This window comes from Acinetobacter sp. SFB (assembly GCF_001647545.1).
Taxonomy (GTDB): domain Bacteria; phylum Pseudomonadota; class Gammaproteobacteria; order Pseudomonadales; family Moraxellaceae; genus Acinetobacter.
Window position 1 is genome coordinate 103,947 of sequence record NZ_LSZH01000014.1, and the last position, 15,432, is coordinate 119,378.

At 40.7% G+C, this 15,432-nt stretch carries 17 protein-coding genes; 5 read left to right on the forward strand and 12 right to left on the reverse strand.

Translation table 11 applies throughout. The features are described 5' to 3' along the window. Positions 1 to 150: 150 nt before the first annotated feature. The 3 genes from AY606_RS11770 to AY606_RS11780 form a co-directional block, all read right to left on the reverse strand. On the reverse strand, positions 151 to 1,572 hold the full coding sequence (locus tag AY606_RS11770; protein ID WP_067869026.1) for an AbiH family protein: 1,422 nt from the start codon (positions 1,570 to 1,572) through the stop codon (positions 151 to 153). 94 nt (positions 1,573 to 1,666) lie between these two features. Further along, a complete protein-coding gene (locus AY606_RS11775; RefSeq protein ID WP_067868731.1) occupies positions 1,667 to 2,047 on the reverse strand; it encodes a hypothetical protein in 381 nt (126 codons plus the stop codon). 109 nt (positions 2,048 to 2,156) lie between these two features. Further along, a complete protein-coding gene (locus AY606_RS11780) occupies positions 2,157 to 3,566 on the reverse strand; it encodes a D-2-hydroxyglutarate dehydrogenase (RefSeq protein ID WP_067868734.1) in 1,410 nt (469 codons plus the stop codon). A gap of 357 nt (positions 3,567 to 3,923) precedes the next feature. Between AY606_RS11780 and serA the strand changes: the two genes are divergently transcribed. The 3 genes from serA to AY606_RS11795 all read left to right on the forward strand — a co-directional run bounded on the left by serA (position 3,924) and on the right by AY606_RS11795 (position 7,508). Then, positions 3,924 to 5,156 carry a phosphoglycerate dehydrogenase gene (gene serA, locus AY606_RS11785; RefSeq protein ID WP_067868737.1) on the forward strand — a complete coding sequence of 411 codons (1,233 nt, stop codon included), beginning with the start codon at positions 3,924 to 3,926 and terminating at the stop codon, positions 5,154 to 5,156. A gap of 416 nt (positions 5,157 to 5,572) precedes the next feature. Continuing rightward, positions 5,573 to 6,448, forward strand: a complete 876-nt coding sequence (locus tag AY606_RS11790; RefSeq protein ID WP_067868740.1) for an EamA family transporter — start codon at positions 5,573 to 5,575, stop codon at positions 6,446 to 6,448. A 184-nt stretch (positions 6,449 to 6,632) separates the two neighbouring features. After that, positions 6,633 to 7,508 carry an EamA family transporter gene (locus AY606_RS11795; protein ID WP_067868743.1) on the forward strand — a complete coding sequence of 292 codons (876 nt, stop codon included), beginning with the start codon at positions 6,633 to 6,635 and terminating at the stop codon, positions 7,506 to 7,508. Between the two features lie 77 nt (positions 7,509 to 7,585). On the opposite strand, the gene AY606_RS11800 is transcribed toward AY606_RS11795, so the two are convergent. The 3 genes from AY606_RS11800 to truB all read right to left on the reverse strand — a co-directional run bounded on the left by AY606_RS11800 (position 7,586) and on the right by truB (position 9,885). Then, positions 7,586 to 8,047, reverse strand: coding sequence for a hemerythrin domain-containing protein (locus tag AY606_RS11800; RefSeq protein WP_155858195.1), 462 nt, complete (start codon positions 8,045 to 8,047; stop codon positions 7,586 to 7,588). A 132-nt stretch (positions 8,048 to 8,179) separates the two neighbouring features. Then, the gene (locus tag AY606_RS11805) at positions 8,180 to 8,950 is read right to left on the reverse strand and encodes a sulfite exporter TauE/SafE family protein (RefSeq protein WP_067868761.1); all 771 of its coding nucleotides are present in this window, start codon (positions 8,948 to 8,950) and stop codon (positions 8,180 to 8,182) included. A gap of 29 nt (positions 8,951 to 8,979) precedes the next feature. After that, on the reverse strand, positions 8,980 to 9,885 hold the full coding sequence (gene truB, locus AY606_RS11810; RefSeq protein ID WP_067868763.1) for a tRNA pseudouridine(55) synthase TruB: 906 nt from the start codon (positions 9,883 to 9,885) through the stop codon (positions 8,980 to 8,982). Between the two features lie 154 nt (positions 9,886 to 10,039). Here truB and AY606_RS11815 point away from each other — a divergent pair, with 154 nt between their 5' ends. Together AY606_RS11815 and AY606_RS11820 are read left to right on the forward strand one after the other, a co-directional pair. Next, complete coding sequence (locus AY606_RS11815) at positions 10,040 to 11,068, forward strand: lipase secretion chaperone (protein WP_067868766.1); 1,029 nt, start codon at positions 10,040 to 10,042, stop codon at positions 11,066 to 11,068. Positions 11,069 to 11,177: 109 nt separating this feature from the next. Then, positions 11,178 to 12,158, forward strand: a complete 981-nt coding sequence (locus AY606_RS11820; RefSeq protein ID WP_067868768.1) for an esterase/lipase family protein — start codon at positions 11,178 to 11,180, stop codon at positions 12,156 to 12,158. Positions 12,159 to 12,227: 69 nt separating this feature from the next. On the opposite strand, the gene rplS is transcribed toward AY606_RS11820, so the two are convergent. The 6 genes from rplS to AY606_RS11850 all read right to left on the reverse strand — a co-directional run bounded on the left by rplS (position 12,228) and on the right by AY606_RS11850 (position 15,422). Then, positions 12,228 to 12,602: a 50S ribosomal protein L19 gene (rplS, locus tag AY606_RS11825; protein ID WP_067868770.1), complete on the reverse strand. Its 375-nt coding sequence runs from the start codon at positions 12,600 to 12,602 to the stop codon at positions 12,228 to 12,230. Between the two features lie 149 nt (positions 12,603 to 12,751). Further along, complete coding sequence (gene trmD / locus AY606_RS11830) at positions 12,752 to 13,492, reverse strand: tRNA (guanosine(37)-N1)-methyltransferase TrmD (RefSeq protein ID WP_067868772.1); 741 nt, start codon at positions 13,490 to 13,492, stop codon at positions 12,752 to 12,754. 42 nt (positions 13,493 to 13,534) lie between these two features. After that, a complete protein-coding gene (gene rimM, locus AY606_RS11835) occupies positions 13,535 to 14,083 on the reverse strand; it encodes a ribosome maturation factor RimM (RefSeq protein ID WP_067868775.1) in 549 nt (182 codons plus the stop codon). A gap of 32 nt (positions 14,084 to 14,115) precedes the next feature. Continuing rightward, positions 14,116 to 14,376 (reverse strand): 30S ribosomal protein S16, encoded by a 261-nt coding sequence (gene rpsP, locus AY606_RS11840; RefSeq protein WP_067868778.1) that lies wholly within the window; start codon positions 14,374 to 14,376, stop codon positions 14,116 to 14,118. 144 nt (positions 14,377 to 14,520) lie between these two features. After that, positions 14,521 to 14,946 carry a type IV pilin protein gene (locus AY606_RS11845; RefSeq protein WP_067868781.1) on the reverse strand — a complete coding sequence of 142 codons (426 nt, stop codon included), beginning with the start codon at positions 14,944 to 14,946 and terminating at the stop codon, positions 14,521 to 14,523. After that, positions 14,946 to 15,422, reverse strand: coding sequence for a type IV pilin protein (locus tag AY606_RS11850; RefSeq protein ID WP_067868784.1), 477 nt, complete (start codon positions 15,420 to 15,422; stop codon positions 14,946 to 14,948). The genes AY606_RS11845 and AY606_RS11850 overlap by 1 nt, the downstream gene beginning before the upstream one ends. Positions 15,423 to 15,432: the final 10 nt, after the last annotated feature.

The following is a 15,432-nucleotide window of genomic DNA, read 5'->3' on the forward strand; positions in this document are numbered from 1 at the left end:
AAAGTTTGGATAATGCACTGGGTAATAAGTGGCTTAAAACACTGTATTCACAAGGTGTTGAAATAAAAAATTCATGAGAAAATTGATCTCAAACAAGTACACCTACTTGGTCGAGTAGGTATAGTTTAGCAGAGTCTATTTTTCTTGTCTTTAAGCTGTTTTTTCCGAAATCGTTTCATTAAATTTAATTTCTGGATTTTCTTTGAATTGAAGCCATTTGTTCTTCATCCATTGTTCGACTTTGTCTTTGCCCAATATTGAAAGTAAATTATTAAGTAACATAAATTTTGCATTTTTATCAAAGTAATAGACAGTTACTCTGACATTTCGATCTATATCATCATTTAAACTAAATAAATCAATAATATAATCTTTATCGGAAACATCTAAGGAATGCCCCCAAATATAAAAATTTAGATTTAATTTTTCTTCAAATCTAAGGGCATCCCTATAATATTCCTTGTTAGGTTTCTGATAATTTTTCTCAAAATCTTCAACCCTTTTTTTATAGGCTAAAATATTATTCTTAGATTCATCCAAAAATAAATAATCTGTGTCTTTAAAAAGTTTTTGATGATATTTGGTAAAACCATAAGCTTTGAGTTTTCTTAAGGAATCATGTTCTAAATCGAATATACCCAATACAATATTTTGATTTTCACCATGACTTCCATGTAAATACTCAACTTTCACCAAATCATATATTCTTTGATAAGTATTCGTATAATTAAAAGAATAAATTTTATCTAGACTGATTATTCCCTTACTTTCAATAGAAAATTTATGCACTGGAATTAATTGATTAACGACTAATTCAAGATATAAATTAAATATTTCAATAAAATCATCTAATTGATTTGATAAAAAATCTAAGAATAATGAGGGTGAAAAATTATTTAAAAGACTTTCACCATGACAAAATCTTGGATTTAAGTTGATACGCGTGCTTTTATGAGATGGTCGACCTAGATTAATAGATTGACGATAATATTCTTCTTCAGCAGTAAAGTTAAAAAAATTTAATATCTTTGAATTTTTTTCTTTAATTCCTAAACTCCCATCTTTAGGATGTTCTGAAAAATATTCATAAATCTTTTTGGGATTATGAATTTTTTCTAGCTCTCCGATACATTCCGCTAATATAGTAAGTACATCTTGTATTTTTTGTTCAAAATCAATCCATGTTTTAATTTCTTCAACATGATTTTTGAAATATTGATACCAACAATTCTTTTTCAACTTATATTGAAGTTCTACTATTTCTTCTACAGAAAGAATAATGGACGTTGTGTCATATATTTCTTTAGTTTTACTAACAAATTTTTTATCTCGGCATATAACAAATAAATCATCAAAATTCATCTGATACGTTTTTTCATCTACTGCTCTTTTTATTTCTAAAACTTTCAATATTAATTCAGGCAAAGTATTTAGAGGATTACTAAAAACATTCTGAATTGGCTTACCTAAATCCTTTTTTTCTATTGCATCCATCACATCCATAAAATGATCATACTTCGTCGGCAAATAGTGCGACAAATCAAAGCCGTTTCCGACAATCAAAATATTCATTGCTCTTATTCCCCCAAACGCAAAAAAGCGCATCAATCGATACGCTTTTTATGAGGCATTACAGCCTAACTTTCAACCATAAATCAAAGATTTATTAAGAGCATTTCGCTTTTTGAAAAGACTTGGTGTTTTTGCTGCGCATACATTGATAGGACTTCTCCGTATCAATCTTCTTCCAATCACCATCCACCAGTTTAAAACTATAAACCGTACGCATCGAGCGAACCGAATCATCCTTTAAACCCGTTTCAGTCACTTTCACTTGTGCAGCAGTTGGGGACTCTACACTATTAAAAAATTGACGAATTTCAACTGTTGCCGAGTTCTTGCGCAAATCAGGTCTTTCTTTCAAGACTTGTTGTAACGGCGTATCTGATGAACCAAGACTGACTTTAGATGCTAGTTTTTTTGTTGTTGCACAACCTGTCGTCATTAAGCCCAAACAAATTAGAGAGGTAGATAATAAACGTAACATTAGGAAATCTTCCCCATAAAAAAGACATGGCACCTATGATGCCATGCCTTTTTTTCTGACTCGATAACAGTTATGTAGTCATCGGGCAAAAGAACTTACAGGTCAAATATTAAAGATCAAATAATTTGCCCGGGTTCATAATACCGTTTGGATCGAACACCTGTTTCAAAGCTTTCATGTATTCAATTTCTTCGGCAGAACGCGAGTAATCAAGATATGGCTTTTTCGTCATCCCCACACCGTGTTCCGCAGAAATCGAACCGTCATATTTTTTCACAGTTTCGAACACATACTTATTTACTACCTGACATTTGGCAAAGAATTCATCTTTAGACAAGTTCTCTGGCTTCAAGATGTTCAAGTGTAAATTACCGTCACCAATATGACCGAACCAGCAAATTTCAAAGTCAGGGTAATTCGCTTCCACAATCGCATCAATTTCTTTAATAAATGCAGGAACGTGGGTAATCAATACTGAAATGTCATTTTTATAAGGTGTAAACGGTGCGATTGATTCAGAGATATCTTCGCGTAAACGCCACAAGCTATGTACTTGGTCCAAGTTTTGGCTCATCACGCCATCCAGCACCCAACCCTGTTCCATGCAATGCTCGAAGATTTCCATCGCCGCATCCATGATCGGTTCAAATGGCGCTTCAAATTCAAGCAATACATAGAAAGGACATGCCGTTTCAAATGGACGCTGTACATGACCATGATCCAGCACTTTCTGCATGGCCAATTCGCCGAAGAATTCGAATGCAGTTAAATCAATTTTGTTCTGGAATGCATGCAATACCGGCATGATCGCATCAAAGTCAGGTACACCTAAAACCATTACTTGCAAGTCATGCGGTTGACGCTCAAGCTTAATTTCAGCTTCAGTCACCAGACCTAGCGTCCCTTCACCACCAATAAACAAATGCTGTAGTGCATAACCGGTTGCGTTCTTGATCATGCCTTTGTTCAGTCGCAGGATATCGCCCTTACCCGTCACCACAGTCAGACCCAACACCCAGTTACGGGTCATGCCGTATTTAATGACTTTGATTCCGCCAGCATTGGTACCAATGTTGCCGCCAATTTGCGAAGAACCTGAAGATGCAAAATCGACTGGGTAATACATACCTTGTTCTTCAGCATAATTCTGCAATTGTTCAGTCACCACACCCGCCTGTACACGTACCATACGGTCTGCAGGGAAGAACTCAAGAATCTGGTTCATCTTGTCCATGCTCACCACAATTTCGCCATTTGCAGCGACTGCACCCGCAGATAAACCGGTACGACCGCCCGATGGCGTGATGGCAATATTGTGTTCATTCGCAAATTTAACAATCGCCTGCACCTGTTCCGTGCTCGATGGAAAAACGATGACGGATGGATTCGGATCAAAATGCTTGGTGTAGTCTCTGCCCCAGGCATCAAGACTAACAGCATCAGTTTTAATGCGGTTTTCACCGACAATAACTGTCAATTGGGTTAATAACTCAGGTGTTAAAGCGACTGGAGCATTCATCGTTTGCAGACCTAGCAAGAAATATACAAGGGGGTGGATGGTCTATAGATCATTCATTTGTAAAAAGATTAAAATGCAATGATGTCTTAGACTGAGCGTGAACACAAAACCAGCAGCATGGCTGTGGCAGTTTTCACTGCGCAGCATTATAAGGCATTTTCCACTGAAACCCTGCGGAAATAAGCATTTTGACAATCTCGCCTTAAATATTACAGCCTTAGTTAGACCAAAATCTGTAATGCACGGCAGTATGTATGACAAAAATACCTATCCTCTGCGTCATAAAGGAAATGTATATAGACCGTTCTCGTATGTTATCATATCGCGACTAAATTTGGCCTTTGTAGCGGAGCCGTAATGAGCCAACATCTTTCTCTACCTAAAGATAAAATTCGTTTCTTGTTGTTGGAAGGCGTTCATCAAAACGCAATCGACACATTAAATGCTGCTGGATATACCAACATCGATTCCCGTAAAACTGCGCTTGAGGGTGAAGCGTTGAAAGAAGCGGTTAAAGATGCACACTTCATCGGCATTCGTTCACGTACTCAATTGACTGAAGAAGTATTTGAAGCAGCCAACAAGCTTATCGCGGTTGGCTGTTTTTGTATCGGTACCAATCAGGTTAATCTGAATGCTGCGATGATTCGCGGTATTCCAGTATTTAACGCACCATATTCAAATACCCGCTCAGTAGCTGAACTGGTACTTGCTGAAGCCATTCTTTTACTTCGTGGTGTTCCTGCGAAATCTGCTTCTACTCACCGTGGTGGCTGGAACAAGTCTGCAGTGGGTTCATTTGAAACTCGTGGTAAAACTTTAGGTATCGTGGGTTACGGCTCAATCGGTTCGCAACTTTCAGTTCTTGCTGAAAGCATGGGTATGCATGTTATCTATTATGATGCAGTGACTAAGCTTCCGATGGGTAATGCACGTCAAGTGGGTTCTCTTGCCGAGTTACTTGCAAATGCTGACGTTGTTTCTCTACACGTTCCTGACGTGCCATCAACACGTAATTTCTTTGGCAAAGACCAGTTTGCACAAATGAAAGAAGGTTCTATCTTCATCAATGCTGCACGTGGTACCTGTGTACTGATTGAAGATTTGGCTGATGCGATTAAATCGGGTCACATTGCAGGTGCTGCAATTGACGTATTCCCTAAAGAACCTAAAGCAAACGGTGAAGAATTTGTTTCTCCACTTCGTGGCTTGGACAACGTGATTTTGACTCCTCACGTGGGTGGTTCGACTATGGAAGCGCAAGCGAATATCGGTCTAGAAGTTGCAGAGAAATTTGTCGCTTACTCCGATAAAGGTATGACTTTATCTGCTGTGAACTTCCCGGAAATTGCGTTGCCGTTGACTGAAGGTAAACACCGTTTACTTCACATTCACCAAAACATTCCTGGCGTTCTTTCTAAAATCAACAACCTGTTTGCTGAACACGGCATCAACATCTCTGGTCAATCATTAATGACTAAAGGTGATGTGGGTTACTTGGTGATGGACGTTGATGCAACTGCATCTAAAGAAGCGTTAGATACCCTTCAAGAAGTTGAAGGTACCATCCGAGTTCGCGTATTGTTCTAATTTAAGATTTAAAAAAAACCACAGCATTGGTGCTGTGGTTTTTTATTTTTTAAATTCCGCAATTTAAATGTAAAAGATATCGGTTCCGCGATTTCTCCATTCGCAGCTGTTCGAGGCAGACCGAGATTAAATAATGAATGTTTCTGCGAACAATTTATTTAAATATCTTAACCTTTCAAGTTCTACAATAAGAACATTTGCAACATGTTTCAAATGTTCGTAAGCTGGCTTTGGTCTTATGAGGCAATGCTTCTCCGGACAAAACCAAGTAACAATAAGCTAAAGATGAAATTAAGCATCTCAATGCTAAAATAGCATCGTTCCTTATTATTTCACGCATATTCGGAAATATTCATAAAGCCTTCGCTTCTCTCCTCCTATTCGAGAAATCGAAACGAATTTAGTTCATTTAATAAATGTTGAATTTTAAAAATACGCCACATGTTCAGGCCCTGCTGTTATTGCTGATTGCAATGATCAGCGTACAGAGCAGTGGCTCGCTTGCCAAAATTCTGTTTGGTCAATTTCCAATTCTGACCATTGCGGCAATGCGTCTGTTACTTGGCGCTGTAATCTTGGCGCTTATTTTTAAAATTTGGCAAATCAATTTCAAACAGGTGAAATGGAAAGCCATTATCAGTTATGGTATTGCGCTCGCCGGTATGAATGCCCTGTTTTACCTGGCCATTAACCGCCTTCCGCTCGGCATTGCCGTTTCTTTTGAATTCATTGGGCCACTCAGCGTAGCGTTGTATTACGCACGAAAAAAATTTGATTTTGTCTGGGTGGGACTAGCTATTCTGGGTTTAATTTTATTGTTTCCCTTTGATCAGGCCTCACAACAGCTGGATTTAATCGGGATTGCTTTGGCACTAGGTGCAGGTGCTTGCTGGGCGCTATATATCGTTTCCGGACAAAAACCTTCCGGTATTTCAGGTAATCATACCGTATGCTTGGGCATGTTTATCGGCATGCTGTGCTTGATGCCAATTGCGCTATTTTCCGGTATGCCACCTAACGTTTTCGAGCCTTCAAATTTAGTTTATTTTGTCGCCTTGGCGGCGCTTGCCAGTGCCCTGCCTTTTACTCTGGAAATGATTGCACTGCGTAATTTAACTGCGCTCAGCTTCGGCACTTTAATGAGCGTAGAACCGGCGATTGCAGCATTATCGGGGTTTATATTTTTAGGCGAGCAATTGTTATGGAATCAGTGGCTGGCACTTGCGACCATTATTACAGCCTCCATTGGCTGTACCTATACCATGCAACACGCCAAGAACAAGATCGAATAAAAATAGAAAATTTATTATTTAAATTCAAATCAGTCAGGCTGAATTTTCGCGCTGATTTTTTAAATTTAAAATTTTAAATTCACAACATTTACCACCGCACAATTCCTCAAAAATTCAACAGAATTGCTATACTGGCGCCATCTTTTCCAGTGGATTCACCTAATTTGGTGATCCTGCGTGCACCATGCCGAACACCCAACTTACTGCCGTATTGTTCATGGTTTTATCCATGATCGCCTATCAGATCAGTGCCTCTTTTGCCAAACAACTGTTTGAAGTGCTTGATCCACTGACGGTAGTTACACTACGTCTTAGTTTTGCTTCCATTTTAATTGTACTGATGTTCCGTTCCTGGAAAATCATCAAACGCTTACCCTATTTAAAATGGAAGGACTTGCTGTTTTATAGTGGCTCTGTCTGTTTAATGAATGTGTTGTTTTATGCCTCTTTAGGCAAATTACCGCAAGGGATTGCAGTCGGCTTAGAATTCTTGGGACCGCTGACCCTGGCCCTGCTTTCGATCAAAGAAAAAACTGATTATCTGTGGGTAGGTCTGGCTATTTTAGGCGTTGCGTTGATGGTACCGTGGCAAGATGCATCAGCCGATAACTTCTCTTATCTGGGTGCAGCATTCGCTTTGGGTGCCGGTATCTGCTGGGCCATTTATATTTATTTCGGGCAACGTGTCGTACGGCAAAATATTGGCCTGCATGCGCTGAGCATTGCCATTGTCCTGTCGGCCATGGTGATGTTACCGATCAGTGCAGTCAATAATCCTACAGCCCTGATTCAAACTCAATATTGGGGACAGGCCTTGGTCATTGCCCTGCTTGCAACCGCGATTCCTTATGCTTTGGACCTGATGGCACTCAAGCGTTTAAGCAAACTCAGTTATGGCACATTGTCCAGTTTATCCCCGGCCCTCGGTGCTTTGGCAGGCTGGTGGTTATTGAAAGAACAAATTACGCTTTTACAGAGCGTTGCCTTGCTTTGCATCATGCTTGCTTCGGTCGGTGTAACATTTAGGGCCAGTAAAAATAAAAATCATCAACCTGACTAATCCATAGGTCTAAATAAAAAAAGATGGCCATAATGCCATCTTTTTTTATCATGCAATCTTGAATTTAAATTTTAGCTTTATACCAGCATATCTTTTTTCATGTCTTTATAACGCTGATACTCATTCTTGTACTGCACCGCCAAAGCTGTTTTCTGTTCCTCTTCCAGAATTTTTCCGGCCTGCTGAAAAAAGCTATGCTCTTCCTCTTTTAGATGATGATGCACCTTATCAGAAAGCTTTTTGGCTATCGCAATCCAGCCCGGATTGCTGAAATCAGTTTCACTCAGCTCTTCAATCATCTCATCCATTTCATGATGTTCTGCCAAGGCATGACGGGTAATATTCAGTCCAGAATCTGTCATCATGAGCGGAATATAAAAATAACGGTCTTCAGCCGCTTCATGGGCAAATAATTCATTCTTTAGTTGTTTAAACAACTCATGGCGTTCTGGAGTATTCCCAGAAGTTTGCAGTAATTTTTCTGCCAGTTCTCTTTGTATTTCATGACTCTGACGTAATGCTTCAAAAATATTCATTATGCTAATGACCTCTGGCTTTATGCTATATGATCAGGGCAAACTCTGATAAAAATGGGCAATGATGCCCATGCCGATTGCTTATTCTTATGCAGGAACATGCTCTAATACTGTTAATTTTTGTGAATGTTTTTATTAACTTGCAAATAATATCTGATAACTTAAGCGCAAAATCAAAACCGCGACCAAGACCAGAAAAAGAATCCGGATAAAGCCACTGCCATACTTTAAGGCCATCTTCACGCCAATCAGTGAACCTGCAACATTGGCAACCGCCATCATCAAACCCAAACTGAACAGCACATGCCCGGTTGGAATGAAGAAACTTAAGGCTGCGAAATTGGTCATAAAATTGCCAATTTTAGATAAGGCAGACGCATGCAAAAAATCGACTTTTAAATAACGAATAAAATAGAAAATAAAAAAACTACCGGTACCAGGACCAAAAATACCGTCATAAAATCCAATCACCACCCCCCCAATGCCGGCCAGAATTAAGGTTTTCCTGGTGATACTCTGCTGAAAATGCACTTGGCCGAACTGCTTCTTCATAAAGGTATAAATGGCAATCACGATCAGCATAAACAGCACAAAAGGCCTGAGTACTGCTTGGGGAATCAGGGTTACACAAGCCGCTCCTGCAAAAGAGCTGATAAAGGCAGCCACCCCAATCACCACCAATAACTTCCAGACAACTTTAACCCGGCGTAAATACGACCATGCTGCTGAGGCCGTACCACAAATGGAAGCCATTTTATTGGTGCCAAACAGTGTTGCCGTGTTCATATGCGGAAAAGCATTCATGAGAGCTGGAATCTGAATCAGACCACCGCCACCGACTGCTGCATCTATCGCACCTGCAAAAAATGCAAAAAAAATCAGGCTGAGGATGATCTCAATATCCATGTTGCTTTAGACCTATCTTGAAATAATGATTAGAGATTTAAAACACGTTTTGGCACCAGACGTTTTTTATCGGTAATCTCGGCTAAACCCAAACATTTCTCACCATCAAAAACCAGTACTTCTGCGGCAGCTTCATGCTCAATATTGCTTTCCATACCATGCCCAAAATGTTCAGCTCTACCCTCAGGAATCTGAACGCTTGGGAAATGCTCGACTGGTGCAAATACAGGTAATAACAAAGCTTCACGTTCAAATTCAGTCAAGCTTTCCAAATACTCAATGGTATATTCGGGAATCAGGTCAAACTGACCGGTTTTAATCCGGTGCAGATAAGTTAAATGACCGAATGTCCCCAAGGCTTTGGCAATGTCTTCACCCAACACCCGAATATAAGTCCCTTTAGAACAGGTAATATCTAAAGTCAGGCTATTTTCGGTAAAAGACAATAACTCAATTGCCTCAATGGTGAGCGGACGTGCTTCCCGTTCAACTTCAATGCCTTGACGTGCCAATTCATACAACGGACGGCCTTCTTTTTTCAAAGCAGAATACATCGGTGGAACTTGCTGAATGTCCCCCACAAAACCTGCCAGAACCTGTTGAATTGTATCTTCGGTCAGTACTGGAACAGCTTGTTCCGACAATACTTCACCTTCGATATCACCCGTGGTTGTGCTATGACCGAGGTGAATAGTGGTTTGATAACGCTTGATCGAGTCGAGTAAATAGTGGGAAAATTTAGTCGCTTCACCTAAACAAATTGGCAACAATCCCGATGCTAAAGGATCTAAAGCACCGGTATGACCGCCTTTTTGTGCTCGATATAAGCCACGTACTCTCTGTAAAGCAGCATTAGAACTAATACCCAAAGGCTTATTCAATAAAAACACACCGCTAATATGCCGGCGTTGAATCTTAGGTGAGGTCTTTTTCATAGCGAAAGATCAAGCAAGTTGAAACGGCTGACATGTTAACAACCGCTTGTCCACATTTACAACTTCTCTACGTTAGATTTACATTTTTAATGGCAAATTTAAGTTCTATTTTTAGACTTATAAAAACAAATACAGGAAAAAGGTTGCATAGGAAATGCAGAAATATAAGTTATGGATTATTTTGGCTCTTATTATTGTTGGTATTGGCGCATTATTATTTTGGCTAGCGCCCTCGCAATCGAGTGCTGAAAAAACACGCACAGCTCAAACTATTGATCCTCAAGCTAATAGCTTAACGACAAAGATGCCCGCAAACCTGATTCAAGGCGGGGCGTTTATGAGTAAAAGCCAACAAGACACTGAAGTGAACTGTCAGTTACGCCTCGATAGCGCCAATCGCTTAATTGTGAATGAGCAAACCAGGAACTGTTTTGAATATTTCATTACCCAGTATGGAGAAAAAGATCTCAAGCAGATTAAAAATGATTTCCAGGCTTATATCCAGCAAGCCTATAAAGCGCCTGCCCTCGCACAAATTCTAGATTTGTGGAATCGCTATATCGATTATCGCGAAAAACTGGGTGATTTACAGGCACCGAATATAGATAAAGAAGATCCCAAATATTATCAAAGCATCTTTGCCAATATGAAAAATCTGCGTAAACAACTTTTTTCTGATTACGAAATTGAAGGCTTATTCGGGACTGAAGATATTTACCATGAATACACCTTAAGCCGCATGACCGTTATGGATGATAAAAATCTAAGCGAAGCGCAAAAAGCGCAAAAATTAAAAGATTTGTTCAATCAATTACCCGAAGACTGGAAAGAAAACTTAGAGCAGCTCAATAAACTCGAAGACTTGCGCAAACTTACTGCTGACATTAAGGTACGCGGTGGTTCCGCAGAAGAACTTCATCAAATGCGGACGAATCTGGTCGGTCCTCAAGCCACACAGCGTTTAGAAAGCTTAGATGGACAACGCAGTGACTGGAAAAACAAGGTCGATGGTTATTTAAAAGAGCGCGACAACATTATAAAAAGCGGCTTGAGCGAGGATGCCAAACAACAAGCCATGCAACAGTTACGGACGCAGCATTTTAGTAAACCCGAAGAACAACTCCGGGTTGGAACTTTTGAAACAGTGCATGATCAGGGAGGAAAATTACCATATGGCGAGTAATCGCAATGTAGCCTATCAGCTGATTAAATTGATCATCTGATATATGTAACTGCTATGAATCAATAAATTCAGAGCAGTTTTAAAAAATAAAAAATGTGAGATAAATACAATGAAATGGAACTCTAAGGCACTCGTATACGCAATATTATCCAGTGCGGCGATTGCATTGCCTCAAATAGCTTCAGCAGGTCAAGCTTCACAAATCACAGATAAAGCAACATCAAATTATGCAAAAACCAAATATCCTCTGGTATTTGCACATGGGATGGGCGGATGGATTCGTGCTGGGACAGATGAACTTGGAATCGATTATTGGTATCAAATACTGCCTGATTTGGCTCGTAACGGTGCCAATGCTTGGGCGACGCGTGTCACCCCCTTTAATAGCTCTGAAGTCCGTGGTGAGCAGCTATTACAACAAGTCGATGAAATTATTGCCCTAACGGGTTCACCCAAAGTGAACTTATTGGGCCATAGCCATGGCGGACACAGCATTGCCTATGTCTCCAATGTTGCACCGAACAAAGTCGCGTCAGCAACTGCAATCTCCAGCCCGCTTAAAGGCTCTAAGGTTGCAGATTATATTATTGCAGCTGAAGGCACTTCCGTGGAAGGTCCGTTGGTCAGTGTCGTCAATTTTGCATCAAAAATGCTTGTCTGGGCACAAGGACTTGATCCTAACTCCTTCCCGCATGACTCATTAAGTGCGGGGAAAAGTTTAAGCGTTGCAGGCTCTAAGGCGTTTCAAGCTAAATATCCTTTAGGCATGCCAAAAACAGCCTGTGGCGAAGGTCCTGCCACTGAAAAAGGGATTTCTTTTTATTCATTCTCAGGTACAGGTACAGTAACCAACCCGCTTGATCCAGATATGCTGTTGGGGATTACTGCAAAACTGACCGATCCTAAAGGCGACAATGACGGTCTTGTTTCTCGTTGTAGCGCGAAATATGGTAAAACCATTCGTGACAACTATAACTGGAATCACCTGGATGCCATCAACCAGTTCTTTGGCTTAACTGCATTCTTGGCTCCTGACCCGGTATCGGTATACCGCCAACATGCCAACCGCTTAAAACTGCAAGGTTTATAAAACTAAAAAATTCAGACATAAAAAAATGCGCCTTTAGGCGCATTTTTTAACTCGAGATAAAACTTTAAATTAAGCTTTAACTTTACGAGCTGGTAATTTTTCACGAATACGTGCAGCTTTACCAGACAATTCGCGTAGGTAGTAAAGTTTAGCACGACGAACGTCACCACGACGTTTCACTTCAATTTTAGCTACGATTGGAGAATGTGTTTGGAAAACACGTTCAACACCAATACCGCTAGAGATTTTACGAACTGTAAACGCAGAGTTCAAACCACGGTTTTTGATTGCAATTACAACGCCTTCAAAAGCCTGAAGACGTTCACGATCGCCCTCTTTTACTTTTACAGAAACAATAACAGTATCACCAGGCGCGAAAGCCGGGATATCAGTTTTTAATTGAGCATTTTCAATAATTTGAACTAAAGGATGTTTACCACTCATGTGGGAATCTCCAATGTGCGGACAGAAGAGGTCTGTTACCGCTGGGGACAGAGGCTAAAGCGCATATCGACCCGTTTATCTTTCCCTTTACCACCTCAGTCTTCACTTCGGTCGATAAAGAGCCTGTTTAAAAATACTTAAAGTCGACTTTAGGTATTCGAATCTTTTAGCCATTTCTTTTGCTGCTTGGTCAACTCAACTTTTTCTACAAGCTCAGGCCTGCGATCGAGGGTTCGTTGATAACGCTGCAAAAACCGCCATTTTTCAATGTTTGCATGATGCCCAGACTTTAACACCTCAGGCACATCCAAACCTTCAAACTGGTCTGGCTTGGTATATTGCGGGCAGTCTAAAAGACCATCCACAAATGAGTCCTGTATCGCGGATTGTTCATCAGACATCGCACCCGGAAGCCTCCGGATAATACTGTCCAACAAAACCATCGCAGGAAGTTCGCCACCCGACAAAACATAATCCCCAATTGACCATTCCTGATCAACATATTGCTGGATCAAACGTTCATCGACACCTTCATAACGCCCGCAGAGCACAATCAATCCGTCATATTCGACAAACTGCTGTACTGCCAGTTCATTTAAGGTTTTTCCTTGCGGAGACATATACACCACAGGAACCTGAACACAACCTACTTGCTTTGCAAGCTCTTTGGCATGCTGAATTGCCTGAGACAAAGGCTCAGCCATCATCACCATACCCGGACCACCGCCAAATGGACGTTCATCCACCCGTTTATAGTTACCCGTTGCAAAATCGCGTGGATTAATACAAGTCACTTGTACAATTTCACGTTTTGCTGCACGCCCGCTAATACCGTAGGCTGTAATCGCTTCAAACATTTCAGGAAAAAGCGTAATGACTGCAAAAAACATCGCAGACTCCTCTATTTTCCTGCTGCGTTCATCCTTAAAGGATTAATAATCTACGCCCCAATTGACGTAGATACGACCAGCTTCAAGATCAACGCGCTGTACCACATCTTTATGCCATGGAATCATGCGCTCTTCAGCATCAACGCTGTCTGGTGTTGCGTGAACCACCATCACATCGTTGGCACCGGTCTCAAACATTTCATGGATTTTGCCGAGGTTTACTTCTTGTTCAGCATCATCCAGGCCTAACACTGTTAAGCCTTTCAAATCTGTCCAGTAAAACTCGTCCATTCCTGCTTTCGGAATTTGCGATTTTGAAATCCAGACATTTGTACCAACCAGGCTATCCGCTGCCGTGCGATCGCTCACACCTTTTAAGCTGACAACCAAGCCTTTACCATGCGGTTTCCAGCGTTTTACATCTACTGTTTGCCAACCTTCTTTGGTCTCAATGTACCAAGGAAGATAGTCAAAGATGTTGCTCATGGGTTCTGTATTGGAATAGACCCAGAGCCACCCATTTAATCCATATGCTGAACGTAGCTGTCCAATCTGAATACGATCTTCGGGAACATTCTGTGTTGGTGTCATGGGTTATTACCTACTACTTAATTCGCAATAAATTATGCAGTAGCTGCAGCAGCTTTCTTAGCTTGAGCAGCTAAAGAAGCAACACGTTCAGACGGTTGAGCGCCTTGAGCAACCCAATGAGCAAAACGGTCAGCATCTAAACGAAGTTTTTCTGCTTGACCTTGAGCTGTAGGGTTAAAGAAACCAATACGTTCGATGAAACGACCGTCACGCGCATTGCGGCTATCAGTTACAATAACTTGATAGAACGGACGTTTTTTAGCACCACCGCGTGCCAGACGAATTACGACCATGATATAACCTTATAGTTTTTACGGATTATCCCTGCGCCGACCATCGGCAGCATTTCAAACCCCTTTCATAGAGGGCAATATTTTACGTTATATTTGTTATGAAAGAAAGATCAAATTTTAAGTTGTCTACCGTTTGAATTTATTTTAGCGACCGTCCCAGTTAGAGGTGGCTGAAAGCGCACAGGTTGTAGCACCCTTGGCCCAAAATTTTTGTCCTTGGTCGTTTAGACAAATAATTCCATCCCCTGCTTGTGATGAGGTTGATAGAGGAGTTGCTGTCATTACCCAGGTATTAGCATTAGAGGTAGTAAAGGCAAGTGTGAATAATGCAGTCCCTGTTCTCGGAAAAACATTACCTCCATAAAAACTGCTCATGGTCGTGACCGGATATGTAAAATTTGCCAATTTATGAGATTCAAGGCGCTGCGCTATATTCATCATTTCTGTCTGAACATCAGCACGGTTTACTCTTTTTTTGTATTGAGCATAGCTAGGCAGTGCTATTGCCATAATGATGGCAATAATAGCGACCACAATCATTAGCTCAATTAATGTAAATCCATTACGCATTACCAGGCCTCACTATTGGTTTCACAAACCGTACATACTGCACTAGAGCAATTGTTATCCACTGCTGTCGTAGTTGTGCTCTGACAACGTAATCCTGAACTTTTCGCTAGTAACTTCATTTGTTTAGCATCTGCAGTGGTGGCTTTAATTACCCAAGTCTGACCGTTAGTCGCAGTTGAGTTTAGCGAATTCCCTGCTGTCGTATCATCGGTAACAGTAAGAGTGTATCCACCACGATTAAGGGTAAGTGTGCCCGTAGCAAAATTTTTATAACTGAAGTTTCTGGTCTTATGTCTTTCCAGTTGATCAGCTAATTTTAATATTTCCTGCTGAGCAAAAGCAGTATTCGCCTTACGTGTGTATGCCTGATAGCTTGGAAGAGCGATTGCAGCGAAAATTGCAATCACTACCACTACAATCATCAATTCAATTAGGGTAAAACCCTGATCGAATTTTAGCATTAAAGATCTGTTCATTCATAATGTC

Bases quoted from the DNA above. Each gene is read 5' to 3' on its own strand.
- AY606_RS11780 (WP_067868734.1), bottom strand. From the start codon at position 3,566: ATGAATGCTCCAGTCGCTTTAACACCTGAGTTATTAACCCAATTGACA.
- AY606_RS11805 (WP_067868761.1), bottom strand. From the start codon at position 8,950: ATGGATATTGAGATCATCCTCAGCCTGATTTTTTTTGCATTTTTTGCA.
- AY606_RS11795 (WP_067868743.1), top strand. From the start codon at position 6,633: ATGCCGAACACCCAACTTACTGCCGTATTGTTCATGGTTTTATCCATG.
- rimM (WP_067868775.1), bottom strand. From the start codon at position 14,083: ATGACACCAACACAGAATGTTCCCGAAGATCGTATTCAGATTGGACAG.
- rpsP (WP_067868778.1), bottom strand. From the start codon at position 14,376: ATGGTCGTAATTCGTCTGGCACGCGGTGGTGCTAAAAAACGTCCGTTC.
- rplS (WP_067868770.1), bottom strand. From the start codon at position 12,602: ATGAGTGGTAAACATCCTTTAGTTCAAATTATTGAAAATGCTCAATTA.
- AY606_RS11790 (WP_067868740.1), top strand. From the start codon at position 5,573: ATGTTGAATTTTAAAAATACGCCACATGTTCAGGCCCTGCTGTTATTG.
- truB (WP_067868763.1), bottom strand. From the start codon at position 9,885: ATGAAAAAGACCTCACCTAAGATTCAACGCCGGCATATTAGCGGTGTG.
- AY606_RS11770 (WP_067869026.1), bottom strand. From the start codon at position 1,572: ATGAATATTTTGATTGTCGGAAACGGCTTTGATTTGTCGCACTATTTG.
- AY606_RS11845 (WP_067868781.1), bottom strand. From the start codon at position 14,946: ATGCGTAATGGATTTACATTAATTGAGCTAATGATTGTGGTCGCTATT.
- trmD (WP_067868772.1), bottom strand. From the start codon at position 13,492: ATGTTTTTTGCAGTCATTACGCTTTTTCCTGAAATGTTTGAAGCGATT.
- serA (WP_067868737.1), top strand. From the start codon at position 3,924: ATGAGCCAACATCTTTCTCTACCTAAAGATAAAATTCGTTTCTTGTTG.
- AY606_RS11775 (WP_067868731.1), bottom strand. From the start codon at position 2,047: ATGTTACGTTTATTATCTACCTCTCTAATTTGTTTGGGCTTAATGACG.
- AY606_RS11815 (WP_067868766.1), top strand. From the start codon at position 10,040: ATGCAGAAATATAAGTTATGGATTATTTTGGCTCTTATTATTGTTGGT.
- AY606_RS11820 (WP_067868768.1), top strand. From the start codon at position 11,178: ATGAAATGGAACTCTAAGGCACTCGTATACGCAATATTATCCAGTGCG.
- AY606_RS11850 (WP_067868784.1), bottom strand. From the start codon at position 15,422: ATGAACAGATCTTTAATGCTAAAATTCGATCAGGGTTTTACCCTAATT.